The sequence below is a fragment of the Bacillus sp. JKS001846 genome (assembly GCF_900176455.1).
Lineage (GTDB): Bacteria > Bacillota > Bacilli > Bacillales > Bacillaceae_G > Bacillus_A > Bacillus_A cereus.
The window spans coordinates 3,245,097-3,266,374 of record NZ_FWYG01000001.1; the positions used below are offsets into that span (position 1 = coordinate 3,245,097).

Consider the following 21,278-nt stretch of genomic DNA (forward strand, 5'->3'; position numbering starts at 1 on the left):
AATTATTAGATAACTATCTAATACATTGGAGGTGCGGTTCACTTAGGTCATTGATGTTTCAGCTATTCTCTTTATTTGAAAATTACATCTACCATATTAATTTAATATTATATTCCTCTAGCCAACTATTAACTTGAAGTAAATAATCTATTATACCTCGTGCATCATTACCTGAAATTACTTCGTCTTTTCCTTCTGCAATAGCACGAACTCTTTCTACATTAATTAATGGCAAAATAGGTGATTCAGGATTGTTCAACACATGTAACATCCAATCACTAATACCTTGTAGATAAGAGGCATCCTTAGTGCTTGGATATGCACTTTTTTTGCGATAACGTACATCCTCTGGAAGTACATTTTCAAAAGCTCTACGTAAAATACCTTTTTCAATATTGTCTATGCTTTTCATTTCGAATGGGACATTCCATAGGTATTCTACAAGCCGGTAATCGCAAAATGGAACTCGTACTTCAAAGCCATTCATCATACTTGTGCGATCTTTTCGTTCTAGCATAAATGGCAAGAAACGTGTAATAAACATGTAAGACATTTGACGTTGCTTCATTTGCAGATCACTTTCACCTTCTAAAAAGGGAACCTCAGCAACTGCATCTTCAAATTTTTGTTTTTGATATTTTTCAGGGCTAATCTTCGCTTTAAAATCCTCTGATAAAATTTCTGTACTATACCATAAATTAACACTCCAAGGGAATATCTCTGCATCTAGAAACTTCTCTTGATGGAACCATGGATATCCTGAGAATACTTCATCTGCGGATTCGCCTGAAAGTGCAACTGTTGCATCTTTTTTCATTTCCTTAAATAACAAATAAAGAGACGTTTCTAATTCTCCAACTCCAGGTAGATCACGCGCTCGCATTGGAGTTAATAAATGCTCTATTAAACTATCTGATCCTAACTCTATAGAATGATGCTTTGTTCCTACATATTCAGCCACACGTTTCACCCAAGGTTCATCACGATCAAAACGAAGGAAGTCTTGCTCAAAGTCTTTTTCATCATTGATGAAATTCAGGGAATATGTATGAAGACGTTCCCCCTTATTCCCAAATTCGTTTCCTGCTAAACCTGTTAAACCACTGGAATCTAAACCTCCAGAAAGCATAGATACCACTGGTTTATCAGCAATTAACTGACGTTTTACCGTATCTTGTAAAATGGAACGGATTGTCTCAACTGTTGTATCAATATCATCTACATGTTCTTTACTTTCAAGTTTCCAATACTGTGTCGTAGTCGAGCCATTAGAGGTAAACGTCATGTAATGCCCAGCACGCACTTCATGTATATCCTTGAAAATAGCATGACCAGGAGTACGTGTTGGCCCAAGACAAAATATTTCAGAAAGTCCTTCTTTATCTACCTCTGCATCTACAAATGGATGCGAAAGTAAAACTTTTAACTCTGAACCAAAGAGAATTGCGCTTCCCCTTTGAGCAAAAAATAAAGGCTTCACACCTAGATGATCACGACCAAGCATCAATTTCCCAAATCTTTCATCCCAAATACCAAAAGCAAAAATCCCATTTAGATGTTGAACACAATCTTCTTGCCATTCTAAGTAAGCATGTAGTAATACCTCTGTATCCGACTTGGTCTGAAATTTATGACCTTTCTCCTCAAGTTCTTTACGTAATTCTTGATAGTTATAAATTTCTCCATTGAACGTAAGGCCAATCATATCATTTCCATCTTTATAGAGCATAGGTTGAAGGCCACCTTCAGGATCAATGACGATGAGACGTCGATGACCTAATGCCGCTCGTTTTGAAAACCAATGCCCCTCTGCGTCAGGTCCTCGGTGAATGATAGCATCTGTCATTTTTTTTAACGTTTCTTGTTCATTAGACAGGTCTTTAGACCAGTCTATCCACCCTACAATTCCACACATAGTGTCTACCTTCTCTCAAATAGTATAGAAACCGACTAAAATCGAATATCAGTCGGTTTTCCGTAAAAAAATCCGACTAAAAACATCTTTTAGTCATGTTTATATAATAAAATGAATTGAATAAAAAATCAAATAATTCAATCAAGAAAGAAATCATCGTCCGATTAAAAAATTATTACCTTAAACTTTCATTTTTATCTTAAGTGATACAGTTGCATTCTATTATAGTTATATACTAGAAATAAGAATGGTGTATGTTATTCTATAAGAAGCAAATAGAGGACTTTCTATTAGGAGTTACAAAATTACAAATGAACTAATACAGAATGTAAAGATAGAAAACTTCGCTAAATATTTCAAGGATAGGGTGTAGACAATGATCAAATTAGAAAAAGAAAATAAAAAAATGAAAATCATTCAATCTGCCACAATACTGTTCTCTACGCGTGGTGTCCGTAACACAACGGTTGATGAAATTGCAAAGACAGCTAAAGTTGGTAAAGGTACTATTTATTATTACTATACAGATAAAACTGAAATATTATGTGACTGCTATATGCGTCATATTCAGCTCAAACGCTCACAATTATTTAATTTATATAAAGAAGAAAAAGATGTTTTACTTAGAATACAAAAAATTCTTCATTATATCAGCCTAGAATATCATCAAGATCCGTTTGTTTCTACACTCTTTCAAGAATATAAAGAGTACCATTCACCTGAAATTACAACTTGTTTTAAACAATCTGAAGAAGAAGCAATTAACATGATAAGTAATTTGCTCGAAAAAGGTTATCAGCAAGGAGCTTTGCATAAGGTACCATTACCGCTTACAGCTTTTATGTTAGTACGAATGATTTTTAACTACGAACAGGATTATATAAAAAATGATAAAAGTGATACAGAATTTCTGCAGTTGCTAAAACATATGCTTCTTAAAAACTAGTTTTAACAACAAAAAAATAATTGTGGTACAAATATATGAAGAAGAACGTGAATAATGAATGGTTTAATAAACTCTTTTCATTCTGGCCAAACATACGAAATATCCAACGCTTATGTAGAAATGAATGAAAAAATCATATAAATTTTTCTAAAATTAGAAAGCCTATACTTAAATCTACAATAAAATAGTTCAGTAAAAAGAGCGTGTTTTCATCTATCTAAACACGCTCTTACAAATATTTAAACCCTATATGAATTGCTTATTCCATTCTGATTTTCTTTTAACTAATATATCTCTTTATATACGATTATCATGCCAAAAGTTTATTGGAAAATGATTGTTCTCATCATAAGCTTCAAATTCGTACCCTTTTTCTTTTAACCCTTTTATAATTGCTGGAACTGCCGCGACAGATTGTGGATGAATATCGTGCATTAAAACAATTTCCTTTGAAGACGTCGCACCTGCTAAGACATTTTGAACAATCTTTGCAGCTGCTACATCAACGGGTAATTTATTGTATTTCCAATCTAAAGAATCAATTGTCCAATCCCATACTTTCAAATTATTTCCTACCACTTCATTTCGAAGTGATTCATTTAAGCCAGGCATTGATCCATATGGTGGACGTGTTAATTTCGGTGTGTATCCAATAACGTTTCTAATTAAAGATTGATCTTCTTTCATTTCCTTCACATATTCCTGATTGGTGTATAGCTTTTTAAAAACATGTGTCATACTATGCATGCCCACATAATTGTTTTCTACATGCTCTCGTTTCACTAAATCTGGGAACCTTTTCACATTATCGCCAATTAAAAAGAATGTTGCTTTCACATCATTTTTCTTTAGTACATCTAATAGATTAGCTGTATATTTTCCAGGTCCATCATCAAAAGTTAAATATGCAACTTTTCTTTCTTTACCATCAAAACGATTAGGTATCAATTTTTTTAATTCATTTTTAGGTAGACTGCTCACTTGCTGAACACTATTTGCCTCTTCCGCATTTACCAGCTTAGGATTCGTAATAGATTGAAACACGTAATACCCTATTGCTACTAAAGTAATAGCCAACAATACACTTATAATTCTCTTTTTCTTAAGCTTAATTTTCATATTATAATCTTCTTTCTATCTTAATAATAATCTGTATAGGTGAAAATTAGTGCCCTGCACTAGCGTTCATGGCATTTCCTATAATAGTCAGAACTACTGGAAATAATACTGGTCCTAAGGTAAGGACAATGTTTAAAATTATAATAAAACTATATAGTAAGCTATAATTTTTACTATTATGGTTTTCAAATACTAGGATGACTAATGTTATTATAGTAATTAAATGTAGTAATAAAATTATCAACCAATAATACATCATTATAGTAAGATTCCACTTTCCTAATAGTTGGTATGTTACCCCTATTATTATCCCTAATATAGTAGCATTAAAGGAAATAAACAAAGTTCTTTTTAGTATTTTAGGAAATGTTTTGTGATCCACAGTTTTATTATATAAACCGATTAAAATGCCCAAAGATAGATATGCCAGTAATAGCCCTACCCAATTCCAGATCCAATCTTGATCCCCCATTAAATTAAACAAAAGCGCAATGATCCCTCCTACTGCAAGAATCGAAGAGATCATAATACTATTTAAAGCTGATTTCATACTATTTTCACTTCCTTAAAAATTTTACAATACAGCATTGAAGTCTACTCTTAAGTTGTCCTTTACTTATTAGATTCCTTTTCATTAAAAATCTTTTATGGAAATCCCATCATATAATCCGGTCATCATACCTAATAGCATATACGGAGAATGGGTAGGCCCAGCAAAAATTACATGTACATGATCACATACCATAATTTTTAAACTGAATGAAACTCCACCAAATCCTATTCCACATGGTAGATATACAAATAGAGGATGCCATTCACCAACTTTTATTTGTATATCAATTATTCAGACGAGTATCAGCTACTGCATAACCTTAAAATAAATGCTTTGATTTTTCATCGTCAATCAAATAGCACATTTGATTCTTATTAACTTGTATTCTTCCTTCTTCTACTGCTTTATTATAGCCCGCTGTATATTTAAAAATAGTAACCCCTTTGTTTCTAATTAAATCTTTTTCCCATTTTTTCGCAGCTGCTGCCATATGTACATATGATGTTTTAAAATTAATAATAATTTATTATAATTAAGTATATATTAACAATATATTAAGTATAAGTAAATAAAATTAATAATAATTTAATTTTATTTACTTATTTAAAGGGGATTACATATATGAACGATATTAATGTTGGTCACAAAATTAGGGCATTTAGAAAAGGGGCCGGATTAACCAGTAAACGTTTAGCAGAGTTAGCTGATATAACACCTTCCATGTTAAGTCAGATTGAAAAAGGAATCACAAATCCTTCATTACAAACACTAAAATTAATTTCTGTAGCACTAAATATTCCATTGTTTAACTTTTTCTTAGAGGATACCAATACAGAAGAATTAGTTGTAAGAGCTAACCAAAGGAAAAAAATAACTTTTCCTGAAAGCGGCAATGTTTCATATGAGTTATTATCTCCTAATTTAGATGGAGCACTAGAATTGGCTTTAATGAATCTGTTCCCTGAAACTGCTTCATCTATGGAGCCTGTGGCACATAAAGGGGAAGAAATAGCATTTATTATGGAGGGACAAGTAAAACTATATCTAAATGATGAGGTTTTACTTCTCAATACAGGTGATAGTGTTAAAATCCCACCTTATACAAAGCATAAATGGGAAAACACTTCTTTAAACAAAGTCACTGTTATATTTGGGGTAACTCCACCATCTTTTTAATTTCAAATACTAGCGAAGAAAAGTTAGAGAAAATAATTCTCTAACTTTTCTTGTATACTTAATTTTATTTTAAGAAATTAAAAAACTTGTCTCCCAATTATATGAGATTAAAATCTAAACGATTAAAACTAATGAAATAGATCTTTTTAATTACATACTTAATTTATTTTTTAATGTCCAATATTTTTCTCCATTAGCTTCAAAAGAGAATTCTACCCATCCATTTGGATCTTCACGATAAATAAAGATGGTTGTTCCAGGGGTTACTGTACCAACTTTATTCTCCTCGACAGCTACATCTGGTCTACTTTTAATTTTTAAATTAAATGGATAAGGTACCTGGTAGTAAGCAGCTGATGATACAACATTTGAGCTTGAACCGTCTGCATACATTTTATATGGAATTTCATTCGATAACGCGTCGACATCTAATGTTTCAGGATTCTTTGGTAATTTTTTTGCATATGTATAGTCTTCTACATGAAACGGTTTAATACGTTCCATAATACCCGCAATTTTCTTAGCCCAGCCTTTATCTGATGCATATTTCACATTCATGCCAGTTAATGTTGGGCCGTTATAATACATACCACTTTCTTCTAAATATCTTTCTCGTACATAATTAGCGTTATAAGCAATGCTATCCCCGTAGCTTGGTAAATATTTTGCATATTTAAACGGATCTCCATCATATGCACGTAGACCGAATAGATTATGTTTTTGATATGCGATTTCTGATTTTCCGTATCCAGATTCTAAAATCGCATGCGCTGCTAAATAATGAGCACTCACGCCATATTGATTTTGCGCATTGATAAAATCTTGCCCATGTCCAACTAAAGGACTATCCGAGTGATATTTCGCAATAAAACTATCAATCTCTTGAGCTGTAATTTTCGAAGCCACTGTTAAATTTAAATCTTCATATGAGGTAGCAGTAATAACCTCTTTTTCATCGTTTAAATTTTGTTGTAACATATCTGTTTTTGCAGTAAGTTGAGCAGCTTCAGCACGTGTTATAAATCTATTTGGTTGCCAACCGTTCTCGGTACCATTAGAGATTTTTAAATCTATTAAAATATTGGCATATTTTTCTCCCCAATGCCCTTTTAAATCTTCAAATCTAACCTGATCATTATGATTTGGTGTGCTTTGTAGTTTATATGCATTTACTAGCATCGTAGCCATAGCAGCGCGAGTTACTTTTCCGGATGGATTGAAGATTCCATTACCTTCACCTTTAACAATCCCAGCTTTTTCAGCAGCAGCAATATAAGGAGTAGCCCAGTGATTTTGTGAATCTGTAAAAGATGGTTTTGCAGTAGGATCAATTTGTATCCCTAAAACTTTTGTCATAATCTTTGTAGCCGAAGCTCTGTCTAAGGAGTCATTTGAACCAAAAGTTCCATCTGGATAACCATTTAATACCTGTTTATCAACTAAATAGTTAACGGATTTATCAGCCCATGTAGGAACATCAGGAAATTTATGAGTATCCGCTAAAATATTAGAAGAATAGGATAATATAGCTCCTGCAAGGATACCTGTTGCAATTAATTTGTGCTTCATTAAAATAAACACCTCTACCATTGTATTTATCAAATTGAAATTTTCTATTTTTATATTTACATGTTTGTAATAATAATAAAATTGTATTATCACGCATTCAATTCGATGTAACGAGTATAGTTACTTATATACATAAGTGTCAATGAATGTCTTTTACAAAATTGAATAATATTTACATATAATCAAGTTTCCGTGATCTTATAATTGACTTATGTATATGGTAGATTTAATAGTGAAATTCCCTTTTGGTAGTTTAAGTTTCTTGAATTTAATGCAGTGAATACTTAACCTATCTACTCTTAATAGTTTAGATTTTTGTCACAGGCAATTATTAAATAAATTTTTTATTTTCCTTAAGCTTAATTATTAAATGCTATTACTATAATTTTCAGTGCAGAATCAGTAGAAAACACAGATATACTAAAAACATGTTAATGTATTCTTAATAATAAAATATTTTTATAAATATATGCATATATTATAGTTTTTAATATAATTGGTTCGTCTGTTATTTCTTTTAATCCGTTTCATTAGGCAATTCCTCTATACAGAGAATTGCCTATCTTTTTAATTGTAGTCCTCCTACTATCTTTACAGGAGTAGCACCACGTCACCATCAACTTAAGAGGTTTTAATACCCCCAAGGAGCAAAAATTTGTTTCTTTAAAACTCATTAATTTTTGTTCAAAAAACTCCAAAGGTGATTTCTTTCCATCCATGCCCACATCCGTTCCCCCATATTGGGATAATTTCTAAACTCAAATACTCCAGCATTGCTAATCTTTTTTTGCATAAGTGATTCGATAATCTAAGTAATCAACAGCAATTACACGCTTAGCATTTTTCATCCAAGCAAATTTTTGTGGCATCAATCCAACAGGTCCACAATTAAGCACGATAACAGTATCCCCTGACTTTACATTTGCATTTATGACACTCCAATAGGGGTTCTGTAAAACATCGGATAAAAAAGAGGGACTCATCCTCCAGTTCACAAAATTACGGTATAACAAATAGAGTAAAGTTTCCAAATGGAACTTTTAAATACTCAGCTTGCCCACCTGGGTGATTACCAAATTTGCTGAATCAGATGCCATATTCATGAACCCAGCACATAATAGTTTTTGGATGAACTGACACACCACGTTCATTCAAAATTTCAGAGACATTACGCTAGCTTAAATAAAAGCGAAAATAGTAGCCGACGGCTACTATTTTCGTTTTGAGGAACATTTAATTTCTTAAGTTGATGGCAATGTAGCAGTACCCCTACTAATATTCTTGCTTTTAAATCATTTTCAATATATTATAATTATATACAAACATAGGGATTATAATATACAAAAAGGACTCAAATCTATTATTAAAATTTAAATCCTTTTCAAAGATAAAAAGATTCTATCACAACGTAATATAACTTATGCTTATCTTTTTAATATATATCTAGTAAAAACACATTTTTTATCAATAGAATTCTGTTTTCAATATAAATGGAAACTTTAAATAGAAGTTTATTAACTCTCGATGATAGGAGTTAGTGGTCTAGAACATAGAGAAACAAGGCACCGTACAAAGTAATCTGACAAACCTAAGATGTATTTTATATTGTTTGCTCATCTCCAGATACAATAAAAGAGCCTTACCTCTCTAGGCAAGACTCTACTAGTTTAATTGTATAATATTTACATGATAACTAAGAAACAGAAAACATATAACACCAAATAGCAGCACCCTATTATTCCTCCTACAGCTAATACCTGTTTAATCCAACTTTTAAGTTTTGGATTACTGTAAACTTTTTGCACTCTTTCCATATTTCCTCCTATTAAGGAGAACCCTTATAGACTCTCACCTTGCTATGGTACCATTAAAAAATGTCTAATAGAGGCATAACGTATAAATATGCAATATTGCATACAAAATTGTATTGTTATAGTAGAATAATGTGTTTTTCATTTTAAGGGCATTATAAAACTTTAACTTGATAGTAATGGGGTAACAATTGCGATTTAGAGATAAGATTCGATTATACAAAGACCACCCACCGATATGTGGGAGATGAAGAAAACACTTGCGAAATTGAAACGATTGAATTAAAGTGCTTGATATTAGTATGGTTAACAGAATATGAAATTCACTTAAAAAATCGTAATTTTAACTAAAAAATATCAAGCCCCCTCCTTTCTAGGACGGTCTTGGTATTTTTTACGTTCACATACAAATTATTATTTGTATTGCTGCATAGGTTCTCTTTTAAATTATATACGTCTACTTTACCATTGCTAAACAATTATTAATGTCTTCCATTTAATTGTACTAATTACCTATAACATGTTTTAAAAACTATCTTGGCTAAAATGATAAAAATAAAGAGAGATACTCGTCCATCTCTCAATAAGTACTGTTATTTTTAAATCATACCCTTTAATATTAACCCCAAAACCGACATAGTGATTGCACTAATAATAATTCGTAAAATCCAAGTTGTATTTATGCTAATCTTTTCTAATTGCTTATTAATTGTAGCTATGTCTTTCTCATTAATTGTTGTACGAGTTTCTAAATTACGAATATCTCGCATAATTTCTTTTTGTTCTGCTTTTAAACTGTCAATTTTCACATAAACATCTTCCAATGCATTCACACCCTTTTATAATCTTAATAAAGCAATCTTTACATGATATGAGACAACCTTATCCATGGTGAATTCATTGCAGGAAATTCCATACAAAACCCGTATTTTGTTGAAAATAAATACTCATTAAATGTCTTCTTGTTACAAACTATAGCTTTCTAATCGTCTTAAGTATCACCATCTGACAGTTAATGTTCATGTTTATCCATCTCATATCCTTTTAGTTGTGTCCACATGACCTTATCGTCAATATACAGGACTTGCAGTAAGGTGGCGTTTTCCTTCATATATATCCCGTAAGCATCTACATCTACAGGCTTCAAGTAAAGAGTTCTATCGAACTCTAATTGATTAGACTATCTCCGCAGTCCTTATGGTTAGCAGCTTGATCGCTTCATTCTTTAGATTGATACTTGCGTTAATATCCTTATCATGATGTGTTTGACATGAAGGGCAAACACATTTACGTAGGTTGAGATTTTTAACGTCTTTATTTTGAGACCCACAACAAGAACATAATTGTCTGGAAGAAAATGTTTTAGATACGACAATGACTTGTTTTCCATACCATTTTGCTTTGTATTCTAACATGGCTCAAAACTGTGACCATGATACTTTACTAATTGCTTTTGCTAACTTATAATTCTTTAATATATTCGATATTTATAAATCCTCTATATTTATCTATGAAAATTTAAGTAATAAATAATTCAAAAAGTAAAATAAAAATACTACAATTAAAAACTTCCATTTGTTTCTTTTCGTTGGTTTTCCAGCTTGTTGTATATAAAAAAACAAGGCAATACCTGCCATGGTAATTAAAAATATTGGATAGTAATTAATCATCTGTAATACCCCCTCGATACAAAAATAAGAAGTCTCATTTTAAGAGACTTCTTATTTTTAATACAAACGACATACATAGGCTAAACATACACAATAAAGTCAGGATGATGTACTTTATTGCTTTTTATCATAACATATAATTTATCATTTTTATTTAATAATCCCACACAATAAAACTTTATCAACCTTAAAATGTTTCATAATAAAAAATGAATACAGATAAAATTAACAATATACTCACTTGATGCACACGGAAAACGCTCAAAAGATATAAAGTTCTTCAGCTAATTCCCATTCTTTCAAATACGTACAAGCTAACGCCATAAGGTTATTACAATAACCGATTTTCACTTCCTACCCATTGTGTTCAGTAAATATTTCTTTTGCTTTTGTTGCTTGTTGGAAAGCCACAAAAGCCTGATAGTAATGATATTGGAACACAGCTTGGTTATAATAAAACTCTGCCTTTTCAATTTCATCCGGAATATTTTTAAGTGAATTTTCTGCTATTTCATAATGCTCTTTGGCTGCATTGTAGTCACCAACTGCATTAGAGTAGATTGCTTTATAAAAATGATAATAATACGATAAGAAATCGTCAGTTGGTTTATTAAAAGATTCAATTTGATCAAAACTATTTTTAGCTACACTCAAATTATCTATTAAATATTTATAACCAAAATCAAGTAATGAATAATACAGTAATAGATTTTGGTCTTCTTCAATATTTTCTATAGAACTCTCAATTTCTTTTTTTATTTATATGCATTCGCAACATTTCTATTTCGAATTTCAATATACCAGGCATTTAACAGTTCAGTAACTTTATTATTTATAGTAGTTTGAACATCCAATTTGCATCCTCCTTTTCCAAATTTATCTATATTTTTTCCCTTCTATACTATCACACAACATTAAATCTTGATATCTTCATAAACTTGAGATTAATTTAATAGAAAATTCAGATGAACAACCATCTAACTAACCGTGTGTTTTGGTTACAGCCTCATGCCCATAAAGCTAACATTTTGAAGTGCCCCCAAAACAACAAAAATGGACCTGATACTATAAAAAACACAAAATTTCCGTTTATCTTAGCTTGATCGATATAGGGTAGCGTATCGTTAAAGTATGTATCATTTTTCTTAGCAGCACGCTTACGCCCAATGAAGATACACTGTTTAAATGCATCGAGCTCCTCATTATCATCACCAAAACGCATTAACCAATTTCCTCGTAATGCTTTGCTAAGAAATAACTAATATCATCCCTAGCGAATCTGTCGTATGGAATGACATACACCATAATCTCACCTTCTTGTAAATAAATGAACAAAAAGTTTTAGCTCATTAGAAGCATATCATCAAAAAAGGTAGAGTCCTTAATACAACTCCACCTTTTCTATATATAACGAATCATTTAATTATTTAACAGTATGTTTTTAAAATCTCTATATTTTAGAAAACTTAACAATAAAACCATACTTTCCTATTTCTTTGAAGAAACAGGATCCATTTTTAATGTTTTTATTCCTTCTTTTAATGTAAACGCATCTGCTCTTAATGTTTTCCAGCTGTCTTTGGCTGCATTCAGATTAGGTTTTAAGAATTTAAATTTATTTTGATCTGCTTTTTGGGATGCTTTATCAATATGATTAAGTACTCCTGAATATTGAGAATCTAAATCATGCCATTGTGCTGACATATAGGTGAGAGCATTAATAGCTGATCCAATTGCATTTTGCATTTCAGCAATATTATTATACGCAACTCCAACTACACGATTCAATGTAATTTTATAGTCTACCGTTTGGCGCAATTGCGCTAATAGCGGTTCCAGCGTACTTAAATTATTTCTTGCTACCCCTATCATTACACCTCCAGCAATCCATGTAGGGATTGAGGGAACTGATACAGTTATTATTCCATCCGATTCTACTTGTTTAAAATGTCTTACTTGCTCTAAAACATCATTTAGACGTTTTTCATCTTCATCTATTCCAGATGCTTGATTTTTTAAAATCGATTGCAAGATATCTTTATGACCTCCAAATGCTCGGACATCTTCTCCAATACTATCTCTTAACTTAGCTAGTTCTTGTATTAAATTCTTTGTATATGCTTGGTTTTTTTTAATCTCACCTTGTAAATCTGTAATGCCTTCTTTTAATGTATCTGCATCTCCTTCATTAATTGCTTCTACTAATGTATCGTAATAATTGTCAAATGTAGTATCATACTCTACAATTCCTGTAAGAGTATCTAAAAGTTGTTTTTTTATGTGCGCATCCCACTTTGTAGCATGCTCTCTTGCATTCTTTTGATCTTGTGCAATTTGACTAGGTAGATTTGTATATCCTTTAATATCAATTCCTTCAAAGTTAACATCTGGATTATTAATTAACAAATAAGAGTAATCATTCATGGATTTTGCAAATACCCCAGCATCTTGCAAAGCTTTTTTCATCTTTTCACTGTTTACAGAAAGAGATATATCTTCCGTACTGGTTTGTTCTATTTTACTTTCACTTGCAAAAGCAGCTACTGGTGAAACTACAGTAGTTGTTGTCAGGGTTAAAAACGTCGATACAGCAAGTAGTTTATAAGGAAAATTATTATTCACTTTAATTCCTCCTATGAATATATATTAATTTCTAGTTTGTTTTTTCTTGTTTAAAAGCAATGTCTTTTGAAATGAATTCTGCATCCTTATGAATATCATTCCAACTTTGTTTAGCAGCTTTTAAATCGTCAGGTATTAACGAAAGTTTATGTTCTTGCATTTGATCGATATTATCATATAAATCTTTATAATTAGCCCCCATTTTATTCCATTGTTGCTGAATACTTGTTAGAGACATTATTGCTTGATCCACTGTCTGATACAAATATGTTAGAGTGTCTTTCGTATTAGTAAGTGAAATAACCGCTTGATTAGCCAAATCAGCTTTCATACTTAATTCTCCGATTTTATTCGAAATTTCATTATAAGAATTCATATGATTAGATGCCTCGACGCCAGCTGCTGTTCCTAAACCGATACCAGCGGCTCCTAGAGCTGTAAGACCACCAACAACAGCTGGCGTAGCTGTACCACCAGTCACAACAATTACTACCGCTCCTGCAATCGTTCCAATAACTAAAATAGCTGCTCCTAATCCACCACCAATTGACCAGGCTAATACATTATCAAAATGTGTTTTCTGTGTAGAACGTAAATTCTCAATTTCGGCCTGAAGTTGTGGGACTAGCGCTTGTTTTCCCGCTAATATAGCCGTCAATCCTCCCTGTCCATCTGGACCACCAACATTATTTTTAAAATCTACAGTATTTGTATACAACTTTGTTTTGAAAGCCTCTAACATCTTAATGACTTCCGTAACTTCATTTGAATTTGTATGAATTGTATAGATTAAATCCCCTATTCCTTCTTTGAGGCTCACCTTATCCTTCTTTTTTACAGTATCTACTAATGTGTCGTAATAATTTTGAAATTGCTCATCATAATTTACAATATTACGTGCTGTTTTTTGAATGTTTGGCTTCGCTGTATCTAACCAGTAATTTGCATTGATTCGTGACAGTTCTTGATTCAGGTGAATATTTTTGATTAATTCTTCTCCACCCGAACCTAAATCAATGTTGGATAAATTTACATTCGGTTGCTTAATCATAGTTTTTGCGTACAAATCCATTACAAGAATATGAGAGCCTGTTTCAGCCAACGCTTTCTTTAATCCTTCAGGTCCTAACGCATAATTTTCTATTTTCTGTTCTTGAGCTGTCTGTTCTTGTGCAAGTGCATGAATAGTACTACCATTTGTAGCGGTTATAATCGTTGCTAAAGTAGCTAAGGTTATAACTTTAAATGGAAATTTCATCATTTGATTCTCCTCCTTATTTTCCGTTTCGTTATAATTTTTTTAATAAACCTAATTTCTTAATATCAAAATTTATAAACTTGTTCTTCAAGTTGAATTGTCACACTTTTTAATCGTCTTAATATATCTTTTTGAGCCTGAGTATTATTGGTATCAACTTCCGTCGATAATTTTGTAATACTATTATTTATTAGATCCAAATCCTCTTTGTAACGTTTCATTAACTCAATTTCTCCATCTACTTGATTAGTAAATGTATGCAAGTCATTTTGCATGAAAAGAATCATTGATTTTTGTAAATCTGCTACTGTTAATTTAGTTGTTAAGTCATATAACTTCTGATTTTGTTTCTCTAAATCATTTAAATATGCTCTTTGCTCAGCTGTTAGTTTATTAATTTCAGCAAAAGTATTATATGTTTTTTTTATTTTTTCAGGATCAATCACTTTCATAAGATCATACTCTTTCGTTTTTGTAACTGCAGCTGCAGCGATTTCACCTTTTTTACTTTTCTCTATCGTTTCACGTGCTTCTTTTTTGGCAGTTTCAATTTCTATAGCTGATTTTCCCTTTTCTTTTGCTTCTTGCTCTGCTTTCTTCTCTGCGTCTACAATGGCATTGTTTATTTCTTTTCCTTTGTTATACGCTACTACTGCTGTTTGAGCAGCCGGTTCAATGATATCTTTCGATAGACTATAAATTTCTTGGAATACCTTTAGCCCTTGTTCATTTAACGCGCCTGGTAATAATGCTATTTGCTGCAAATCATTTTGAATAGATTTTTTTGTATCTAGCATTTCATTTTTTAACTTATCTATTTTTCCTGTTCCCTCTGAATTAAGGACACTTTGTGCTTTTACCACATCAGTATCAAGGTTTTTCAACTTCTTATCTACCAGTAATTTTAAATCTGTTAACTCATTAATTTGACGTTGCACACTTTCTTGATTTGTTATGGTCATGTCTTGAAGAACTTCCAGTCTATCTGTAAACCCTTCTTTATCTTCCTTATTATCTACAAATCCTTTTAATGTTGGATAATAACTATTAAATTTAGTTATAAATCCTTTACTTTTTGAATTTAATAGAATTAATTTAGGGTAAAGTTCGGATGACCACTCTTTCATATCTTGTTTAATTAGAAATTGAGTTGTATTTAAAGATGGAATTTCTTCAAATTGTACATTCGGACTTGCTAAAGCTCCATCGATAAAGGTTTGTGTTAACTTGGAGTGTGCACCTATTTTTCGTAATGCTGAGGAAATATCTACATTATCTTGTTTTGTTTCTGCCTGAACGATTGGCGTTGCTAGAGTATTGATAGGAAAAGTCGCCCCGGTAACAATTGATGTTATTAAAAATCCTGTCATAATTTTATTCTTCATTCCTTACACCTCTTCACTATTGTTTTTTACAAGTTTTAGTCGTAAATGTTGTACAACCTAACGTTAGGATTTCTTCACACACACTTGCGGATAGAAGTTTTTTCGAAAGAGTAATTGCATCTCGTTTTTTATTTATTTTTGATAGAATATAAGGTCCTTACTTCCCCCCCATTTTAATCACTATGCTTTTCATAAGTAAACTAGAAAATCGCATATCTTATGTTTGATTTTTCCGACATTAAATATTTTGTTTTTTTCTAATTATATTAAAAAAATTTCCATACTATTATCACTTCATGAAGCGAAATAATTTTACTACTATAATTAAACATAAAATTTGTTGGTATCATTAATTCTTAATAAATATCATGCAAAAAAATGTTTTCACTATAACTTTATGGGATTTTATGTATTATGTACTTTATATGAATATGTACAATTGCATACTCATATACTCTCCTTCAATAACATACAAGGTAGTCACTATACATTCCTATCAACTTAAGTTTTTTTACTCCTCCAAGTGTAAAAAAGTTTTTATTTCTAAAATTTAACTAGAAAAGATGATGTTTTTTATCTATATTTCAATTTAAATTGAATTACAACTATTTTTTATAGTTTGTTCGAACTGGAGAATACAACCAAATTAATCTAGATAATATAGTGAAGAAGCTTTTTCTCAGAAAGAAGGAACTGATTCTAAAAATGAAATAACTTTATTGCTACTTAACATTTCCTTAATCGGCCTTTTAGTTCAGATCTTCTTTTCACTAAAAAACATCCCTTTAGATAAAAAGGTTCCAAGGAACAAAACATCGCAATTTTTTTAAAACATTACACCTCTTTTGTAAGCAATGTGACTTTATTTAAAAAGCGACATTAAAAATTTTTTTTCAAAACCTAGAAGTAACAGTTTGTCCAAAACAAAAACAACCATAAGTTTGCCGGTCCGGAAAACTTATGATTCATATCACACTTATTCTTAAAATTATTCATTCAAATCTTCTACTTATATTATTTTTTCAAGCTCTATTACTTTTAAACAAATTAGAATTCCATTTTCATGTAGAAACATATAAGTTTCTTGCTGCTTTTTTGTAGAATTGAAAGTCTAATAATCCTTGAATCTACGGATATTTTTTCTAATATTTATGATTTTCTACGCTCTAACATTAAATCTTCCCTTTTGAGGGTAAGTCTATGTCCTATTTTTGATAACCTATAAAAGTTTTATCTTTATTTCTTTTTAATATATACGATATATATTAATAATAGATTTTATCGATTCTGGAACGTGATTGATTTTGTCCTAATCAAGTTAAACTTTTTTACTGAAACAAGATATAAATCGTCAGTTTTAACTATATAGTTGAGAAGGAATGCATAAAAAAGGAGGAAAATAATAATGAAATATCAAACAATATTTTCATCGTTAAAAAAATCCTGTTTTATCTTAATACTCTCTTTCATTATATTAATTCTTGCACTTCCAGCACCAACTTTTGCACAATCCAATAACAATGTTACACCTGGAACAGATTACTATGTATCTCCGGCAGGAAGTGACCTCAACACTGGCACATTAGATCAACCTTTCGCTACCATTCAAAAAGCTGCTGACGTCGCCACAGAAGGAAGCACAATCTACATAAGAAGCGGAGTTTATAACCAAAAAGTACATGTAACTCATTCAGGAATCTCAGAAGCACCGATTACTTTTCAAAATTACCAGAATGAAAAGGTAATTCTCGATGGCTCTAAAGTCAAGTTAGAGGATGATGGATTATTTACCATAGAAGATAAAAATTATATTCAGGTAAACGGGTTAGAATTTCGCAATTTAAAATCAACGAAAGTTAGCGAAACCCCTATTGGTATTTATATTACCGGAACAGGGAGTAATATCGAGATTAGAAATAATTATATCCATCACATTGAAACGAATGTAAAGAATGGAAACGCACACGGTATTGCTGTCTATGGTACTTCATCTAGTGCACAAAATAATTTAAATCATATTGTCATCGATAATAACGAAGTAGCAAATTTGAAATTAGGACTAAGTGAAGCAATTGCTGTGAATGGGAATATTGATTCTTTTGAAGTTACCAATAACAAGGTGCATGATAACAACAACATTGGAATTGTTCTGATTGGACATGAAGGAGTATCTCCAGTAGCTGCTTTAGATCAAGCACGGAATGGAATTGTTCGTAACAATATCGTCCATCACAATTCATCTTTCAATAATACTAGTTATAACGAATATTCAGCTGATGGTATTTACGTGGATGGTGGGAAGGAAATTATTATTGAGCAAAATCAGAGCTATGAAAACGACCTCGGTATTGAAGTAGCTAGCGAACATGCGGGGAAAAGTGCAAGTCAAATTACAGTTAGAGATAATACAATATCTAACAATACTATGGGTGGCATTGCAATTGGTGGATATGACAGTCAGCAAGGATACGCTGAAAATAACACGATTACCAACAATTTGATTTATAAAAATGACACAAAAGATCAAGAGAGTGGTCAAATTGAATTAAATTACGATCTTCGTAACAATGTGATTACCAATAACGAAATCTATGCAAGTAATAGTCGTATTTTTATTAGCAATAATTTTAATAAAAACACAGGAAACAAACTTGATTACAATCATTACTATGGTGAATTCGATCAAAATAATGGCTTATGGCAATGGAAAAGAAAAACGTATAAAGGATTTCCAATTTATCAAGCCGGTATGAATCAGGAAGGAAATGAACAACATAGTATATTTAGCAAATTACCCTCTTCATTCAAACTAATACAGTAGTCTAATACTAAATTAGTATTACGTTATAAAAAAGTACATGCAATAGGCACTTTAAGAATACTAATAAATTTAACCTTATTAAAACAAAAAGAGATGCCCTAGTACCATACCTAGGGCATCTCTTTCATTTTATTATAAATAATCTTAATTTCTAGACCTTATACATCCCTAACAAATTAACAATTATCCACTATATTTTCTACTTAAAACATAGTATTATTATTAGCTGCTTCACTTGGAATCTCTTGAATTACATCCCAGTGTTCGACAATCTTTCCGTCCTTGTTACGAAATATACCGACTATAGCAACTCCCTTATCTTGAGAATTAGTACGACAATGTACATGAAGAGCAACTGTATCCCATTCAGCTACTACACGTTTAATCTCTGCAGAGGAATTAGGGTTTTTAACAAAATCCTCCTTAAAGAAATCCATGAAGGCTTTTCGTCCATCAGCAACAAAAGGATTATGTTGCTTATACTCTTCACCTACATATTTTTAGTAAAAAACTCATAGTTGAATTTAATGTATCTAATTCCTTTTATTATCAGAATAAGCCTTTACAACAACTATTTATTATTTTTTATTTCATTAATTCTGTAATTTCTTTAATACACTTACCATTATCCATTGTTATATCTAATTTCTATTTAAAACCCTTCTTTGTACGTTTATACCTATATATCGTGTTAAATTGTGTGTGGCAAGATAAAATAAGCTGTTAAATTTAATTATTGTTAGGTAGTTTCTACAGTATGATATTATCACACAATTAGTTATACATATAAAAAAGGTTTCTTGCCTTGTAACAGGAAACCTTTTATGTATTATTAACCTACAAATCTAAAATTTCAACAATCTGACGTGCCTTAGCATTATCTATATAATAATGCATCTCTAATCCTCTTCTTTCTGATTGAAGTACGGTTCCCCTCAATTTTGATAAATGTTGTGAAACAGTGGATTGGGGGAGTCTTAATATTTCCGTTAACTGTGTAACATTGCATACTTTATGGTGCATTAATTCATTTACAATTTGTAATCGAACAGGATGTGCCATTACTTTTAATACATCTACATCGTCTTCGTGGATTTCAGATAGATTTCTTTCAGATATTAATGTTATCATTTTGCATTCTCATTTATTATTAATTTCTATTTTCCAGTTATCCTTATAATTAATACTTATAGCTAATTACCATTTGTCCTGTTGAGAAAATATATTCTCTTTTTAAAACAAAAAGGACACCAATTAATTAAAACGTTTTTTACCGCTTTAATTAATTGGTGTCCTCTAATTTTTTGAACAAAATATATCTTATTTTAAAGGATATTTTCAATTCTTTTTTCTCACGTCTAGTAAAATTTTATATTTTCTTTAAAATTCATATTAAGAATATTCTTCAAATCCTGAAAGCACAAGTTTGCGGCAAACTTATGCTTCATATCACATTCCACACCAATCAAGCTAATTAACACTATCAATGTAGTGCTAACTATCTTAATTGAATATTAGTAATAATGAGTTTAAATATTATCAATTAACTTTATATTACATGTATGTAAAAACAATGACATGATAAGCTTTTTCAAATTTTTCTCCTTGTAAAGATTTGAAAATAGTATTTCAATACTCTCCTTACTGTTAATATGCCTAGAAAAAGAACCCCATAGGGTTCTTTTTCTGTTCATTCCCTAAAAATCTCATATTAATAAAAAAGAAGAGGGATATATCCTCTCTTCACCAATACAATCGAACATCTTTATACTTAAGGAAGGGCATACATTCATCAAGAGATGAAATGAACAATAATAGTTCACCTAGTGAATTATAACACAAATCCAATTCCATTAATAGATAATATTAACATTTATAGGATAATTGTGACAGAACTGTTAAGCATCTTAATATTAAAAGGCTTTATATGTATGTAAATTGAAAGTGGATAGTGTAAGAATAAAATATAAGGAGGATATACCATGTTTAACAAAAAACAAACATTCATAACAACGGTAACAACTTTAACACTAGGATGTGGACTTACATTCGGATTAACACCGGCCTTTGCAGATTCTAACAAGATTTCCGCCAATAATATTCCTGTTCATACTATTCAGAACCAAGAACAAGAACCTTTTACTGGATATGTCATTTCAGTAGAGAACAATTATTTAGTAGTTGCTGCTACGTCTACAAAAGATGAAGCTCTTGCTTATCAACATGATTGGTGGGATCTAGTTTCTCAAAATAAGATTTTAAGGGTCCCTGTTTCAGATGGTGCAAACTACACATTAGGTGAGAAATTAAATGTATATGCAGCTGCATGGACTAAATCCCTACCACCAATAGCTGTTATGCCTACAATTGAAAAAGTATTTCAATAGGTAATATTTCCAATAATTAAGCTATCCCATATAAAAAGGAGTCGAA

The 21,278-nt window shown here is 31.1% G+C and carries 13 protein-coding genes and 5 pseudogenes; 4 read left to right on the forward strand and 14 right to left on the reverse strand.

Annotated features, from left to right (window positions below; genetic code table 11):
* Positions 1-88: 88 nt before the first annotated feature.
* Entirely contained in the window at positions 89-1,915 is a 1,827-nt protein-coding gene (gene asnB / locus B9A45_RS17500) for an asparagine synthase (glutamine-hydrolyzing) (RefSeq protein WP_000334322.1), read from the reverse strand.
* 376 nt (positions 1,916-2,291) lie between these two features.
* Here asnB and B9A45_RS17505 point away from each other — a divergent pair, with 376 nt between their 5' ends.
* Complete coding sequence (locus B9A45_RS17505; RefSeq protein ID WP_000593070.1) at positions 2,292-2,861, forward strand: TetR/AcrR family transcriptional regulator; 570 nt, start codon at positions 2,292-2,294, stop codon at positions 2,859-2,861.
* A 297-nt stretch (positions 2,862-3,158) separates the two neighbouring features.
* On the opposite strand, the gene B9A45_RS17510 is transcribed toward B9A45_RS17505, so the two are convergent.
* On the reverse strand, positions 3,159-3,980 hold the full coding sequence (locus B9A45_RS17510; RefSeq protein WP_053513240.1) for a peptidoglycan-N-acetylglucosamine deacetylase: 822 nt from the start codon (positions 3,978-3,980) through the stop codon (positions 3,159-3,161).
* A gap of 46 nt (positions 3,981-4,026) precedes the next feature.
* Positions 4,027-4,530, reverse strand: coding sequence for a DUF3902 family protein (locus B9A45_RS17515; RefSeq protein WP_000833544.1), 504 nt, complete (start codon positions 4,528-4,530; stop codon positions 4,027-4,029).
* A gap of 624 nt (positions 4,531-5,154) precedes the next feature.
* On the opposite strand from B9A45_RS17515, the gene B9A45_RS17525 reads away from it, so the two are divergent.
* Positions 5,155-5,709, forward strand: a complete 555-nt coding sequence (locus B9A45_RS17525; RefSeq protein WP_000997924.1) for a helix-turn-helix domain-containing protein — start codon at positions 5,155-5,157, stop codon at positions 5,707-5,709.
* A gap of 150 nt (positions 5,710-5,859) precedes the next feature.
* On the opposite strand, the gene B9A45_RS17530 is transcribed toward B9A45_RS17525, so the two are convergent.
* The 9 genes and pseudogenes from B9A45_RS17530 to B9A45_RS17575 all read right to left on the reverse strand — a co-directional run bounded on the left by B9A45_RS17530 (position 5,860) and on the right by B9A45_RS17575 (position 16,024).
* The gene (locus B9A45_RS17530) at positions 5,860-7,278 is read right to left on the reverse strand and encodes an S-layer homology domain-containing protein (protein WP_000680988.1); all 1,419 of its coding nucleotides are present in this window, start codon (positions 7,276-7,278) and stop codon (positions 5,860-5,862) included.
* Positions 7,279-7,952: 674 nt separating this feature from the next.
* A pseudogene (locus tag B9A45_RS17535) lies at positions 7,953-8,358 on the reverse strand (glutathione-dependent formaldehyde dehydrogenase); the annotation flags it as partial.
* 1,330 nt (positions 8,359-9,688) lie between these two features.
* On the reverse strand, positions 9,689-9,913 hold the full coding sequence (locus tag B9A45_RS17540; protein ID WP_000390477.1) for a hypothetical protein: 225 nt from the start codon (positions 9,911-9,913) through the stop codon (positions 9,689-9,691).
* 351 nt (positions 9,914-10,264) lie between these two features.
* A pseudogene (locus B9A45_RS17545) lies at positions 10,265-10,591 on the reverse strand (zinc ribbon domain-containing protein); the annotation flags it as partial.
* A gap of 435 nt (positions 10,592-11,026) precedes the next feature.
* Positions 11,027-11,613, reverse strand: a pseudogene (locus tag B9A45_RS32230) (tetratricopeptide repeat protein); the annotation flags it as partial.
* Between the two features lie 266 nt (positions 11,614-11,879).
* A pseudogene (locus B9A45_RS32800) lies at positions 11,880-12,085 on the reverse strand (DUF6094 domain-containing protein); the annotation flags it as partial.
* A gap of 162 nt (positions 12,086-12,247) precedes the next feature.
* Positions 12,248-13,381 (reverse strand): hemolysin BL binding component B, encoded by a 1,134-nt coding sequence (locus B9A45_RS17565; RefSeq protein WP_001063466.1) that lies wholly within the window; start codon positions 13,379-13,381, stop codon positions 12,248-12,250.
* 31 nt (positions 13,382-13,412) lie between these two features.
* Positions 13,413-14,642 carry a hemolysin BL lytic component L1 gene (locus B9A45_RS17570; RefSeq protein ID WP_000975318.1) on the reverse strand — a complete coding sequence of 410 codons (1,230 nt, stop codon included), beginning with the start codon at positions 14,640-14,642 and terminating at the stop codon, positions 13,413-13,415.
* A 62-nt stretch (positions 14,643-14,704) separates the two neighbouring features.
* Entirely contained in the window at positions 14,705-16,024 is a 1,320-nt protein-coding gene (locus B9A45_RS17575) for a hemolysin BL lytic component L2 (protein ID WP_016109999.1), read from the reverse strand.
* 1,405 nt (positions 16,025-17,429) lie between these two features.
* Between B9A45_RS17575 and B9A45_RS17580 the strand changes: the two genes are divergently transcribed.
* On the forward strand, positions 17,430-18,845 hold the full coding sequence (locus tag B9A45_RS17580; protein WP_084064407.1) for a right-handed parallel beta-helix repeat-containing protein: 1,416 nt from the start codon (positions 17,430-17,432) through the stop codon (positions 18,843-18,845).
* A gap of 203 nt (positions 18,846-19,048) precedes the next feature.
* Here the strand turns inward: B9A45_RS17580 and B9A45_RS17585 are convergent.
* Both B9A45_RS17585 and B9A45_RS17590 read right to left on the reverse strand, forming a co-directional pair.
* Positions 19,049-19,435, reverse strand: a pseudogene (locus tag B9A45_RS17585) (ester cyclase); the annotation flags it as partial.
* Between the two features lie 247 nt (positions 19,436-19,682).
* Positions 19,683-19,976 (reverse strand): ArsR/SmtB family transcription factor, encoded by a 294-nt coding sequence (locus B9A45_RS17590; RefSeq protein ID WP_000631355.1) that lies wholly within the window; start codon positions 19,974-19,976, stop codon positions 19,683-19,685.
* 851 nt (positions 19,977-20,827) lie between these two features.
* Between B9A45_RS17590 and B9A45_RS17595 the strand changes: the two genes are divergently transcribed.
* Complete coding sequence (locus tag B9A45_RS17595) at positions 20,828-21,232, forward strand: DUF3221 domain-containing protein (RefSeq protein ID WP_016109996.1); 405 nt, start codon at positions 20,828-20,830, stop codon at positions 21,230-21,232.
* Positions 21,233-21,278 lie beyond the last annotated feature (46 nt).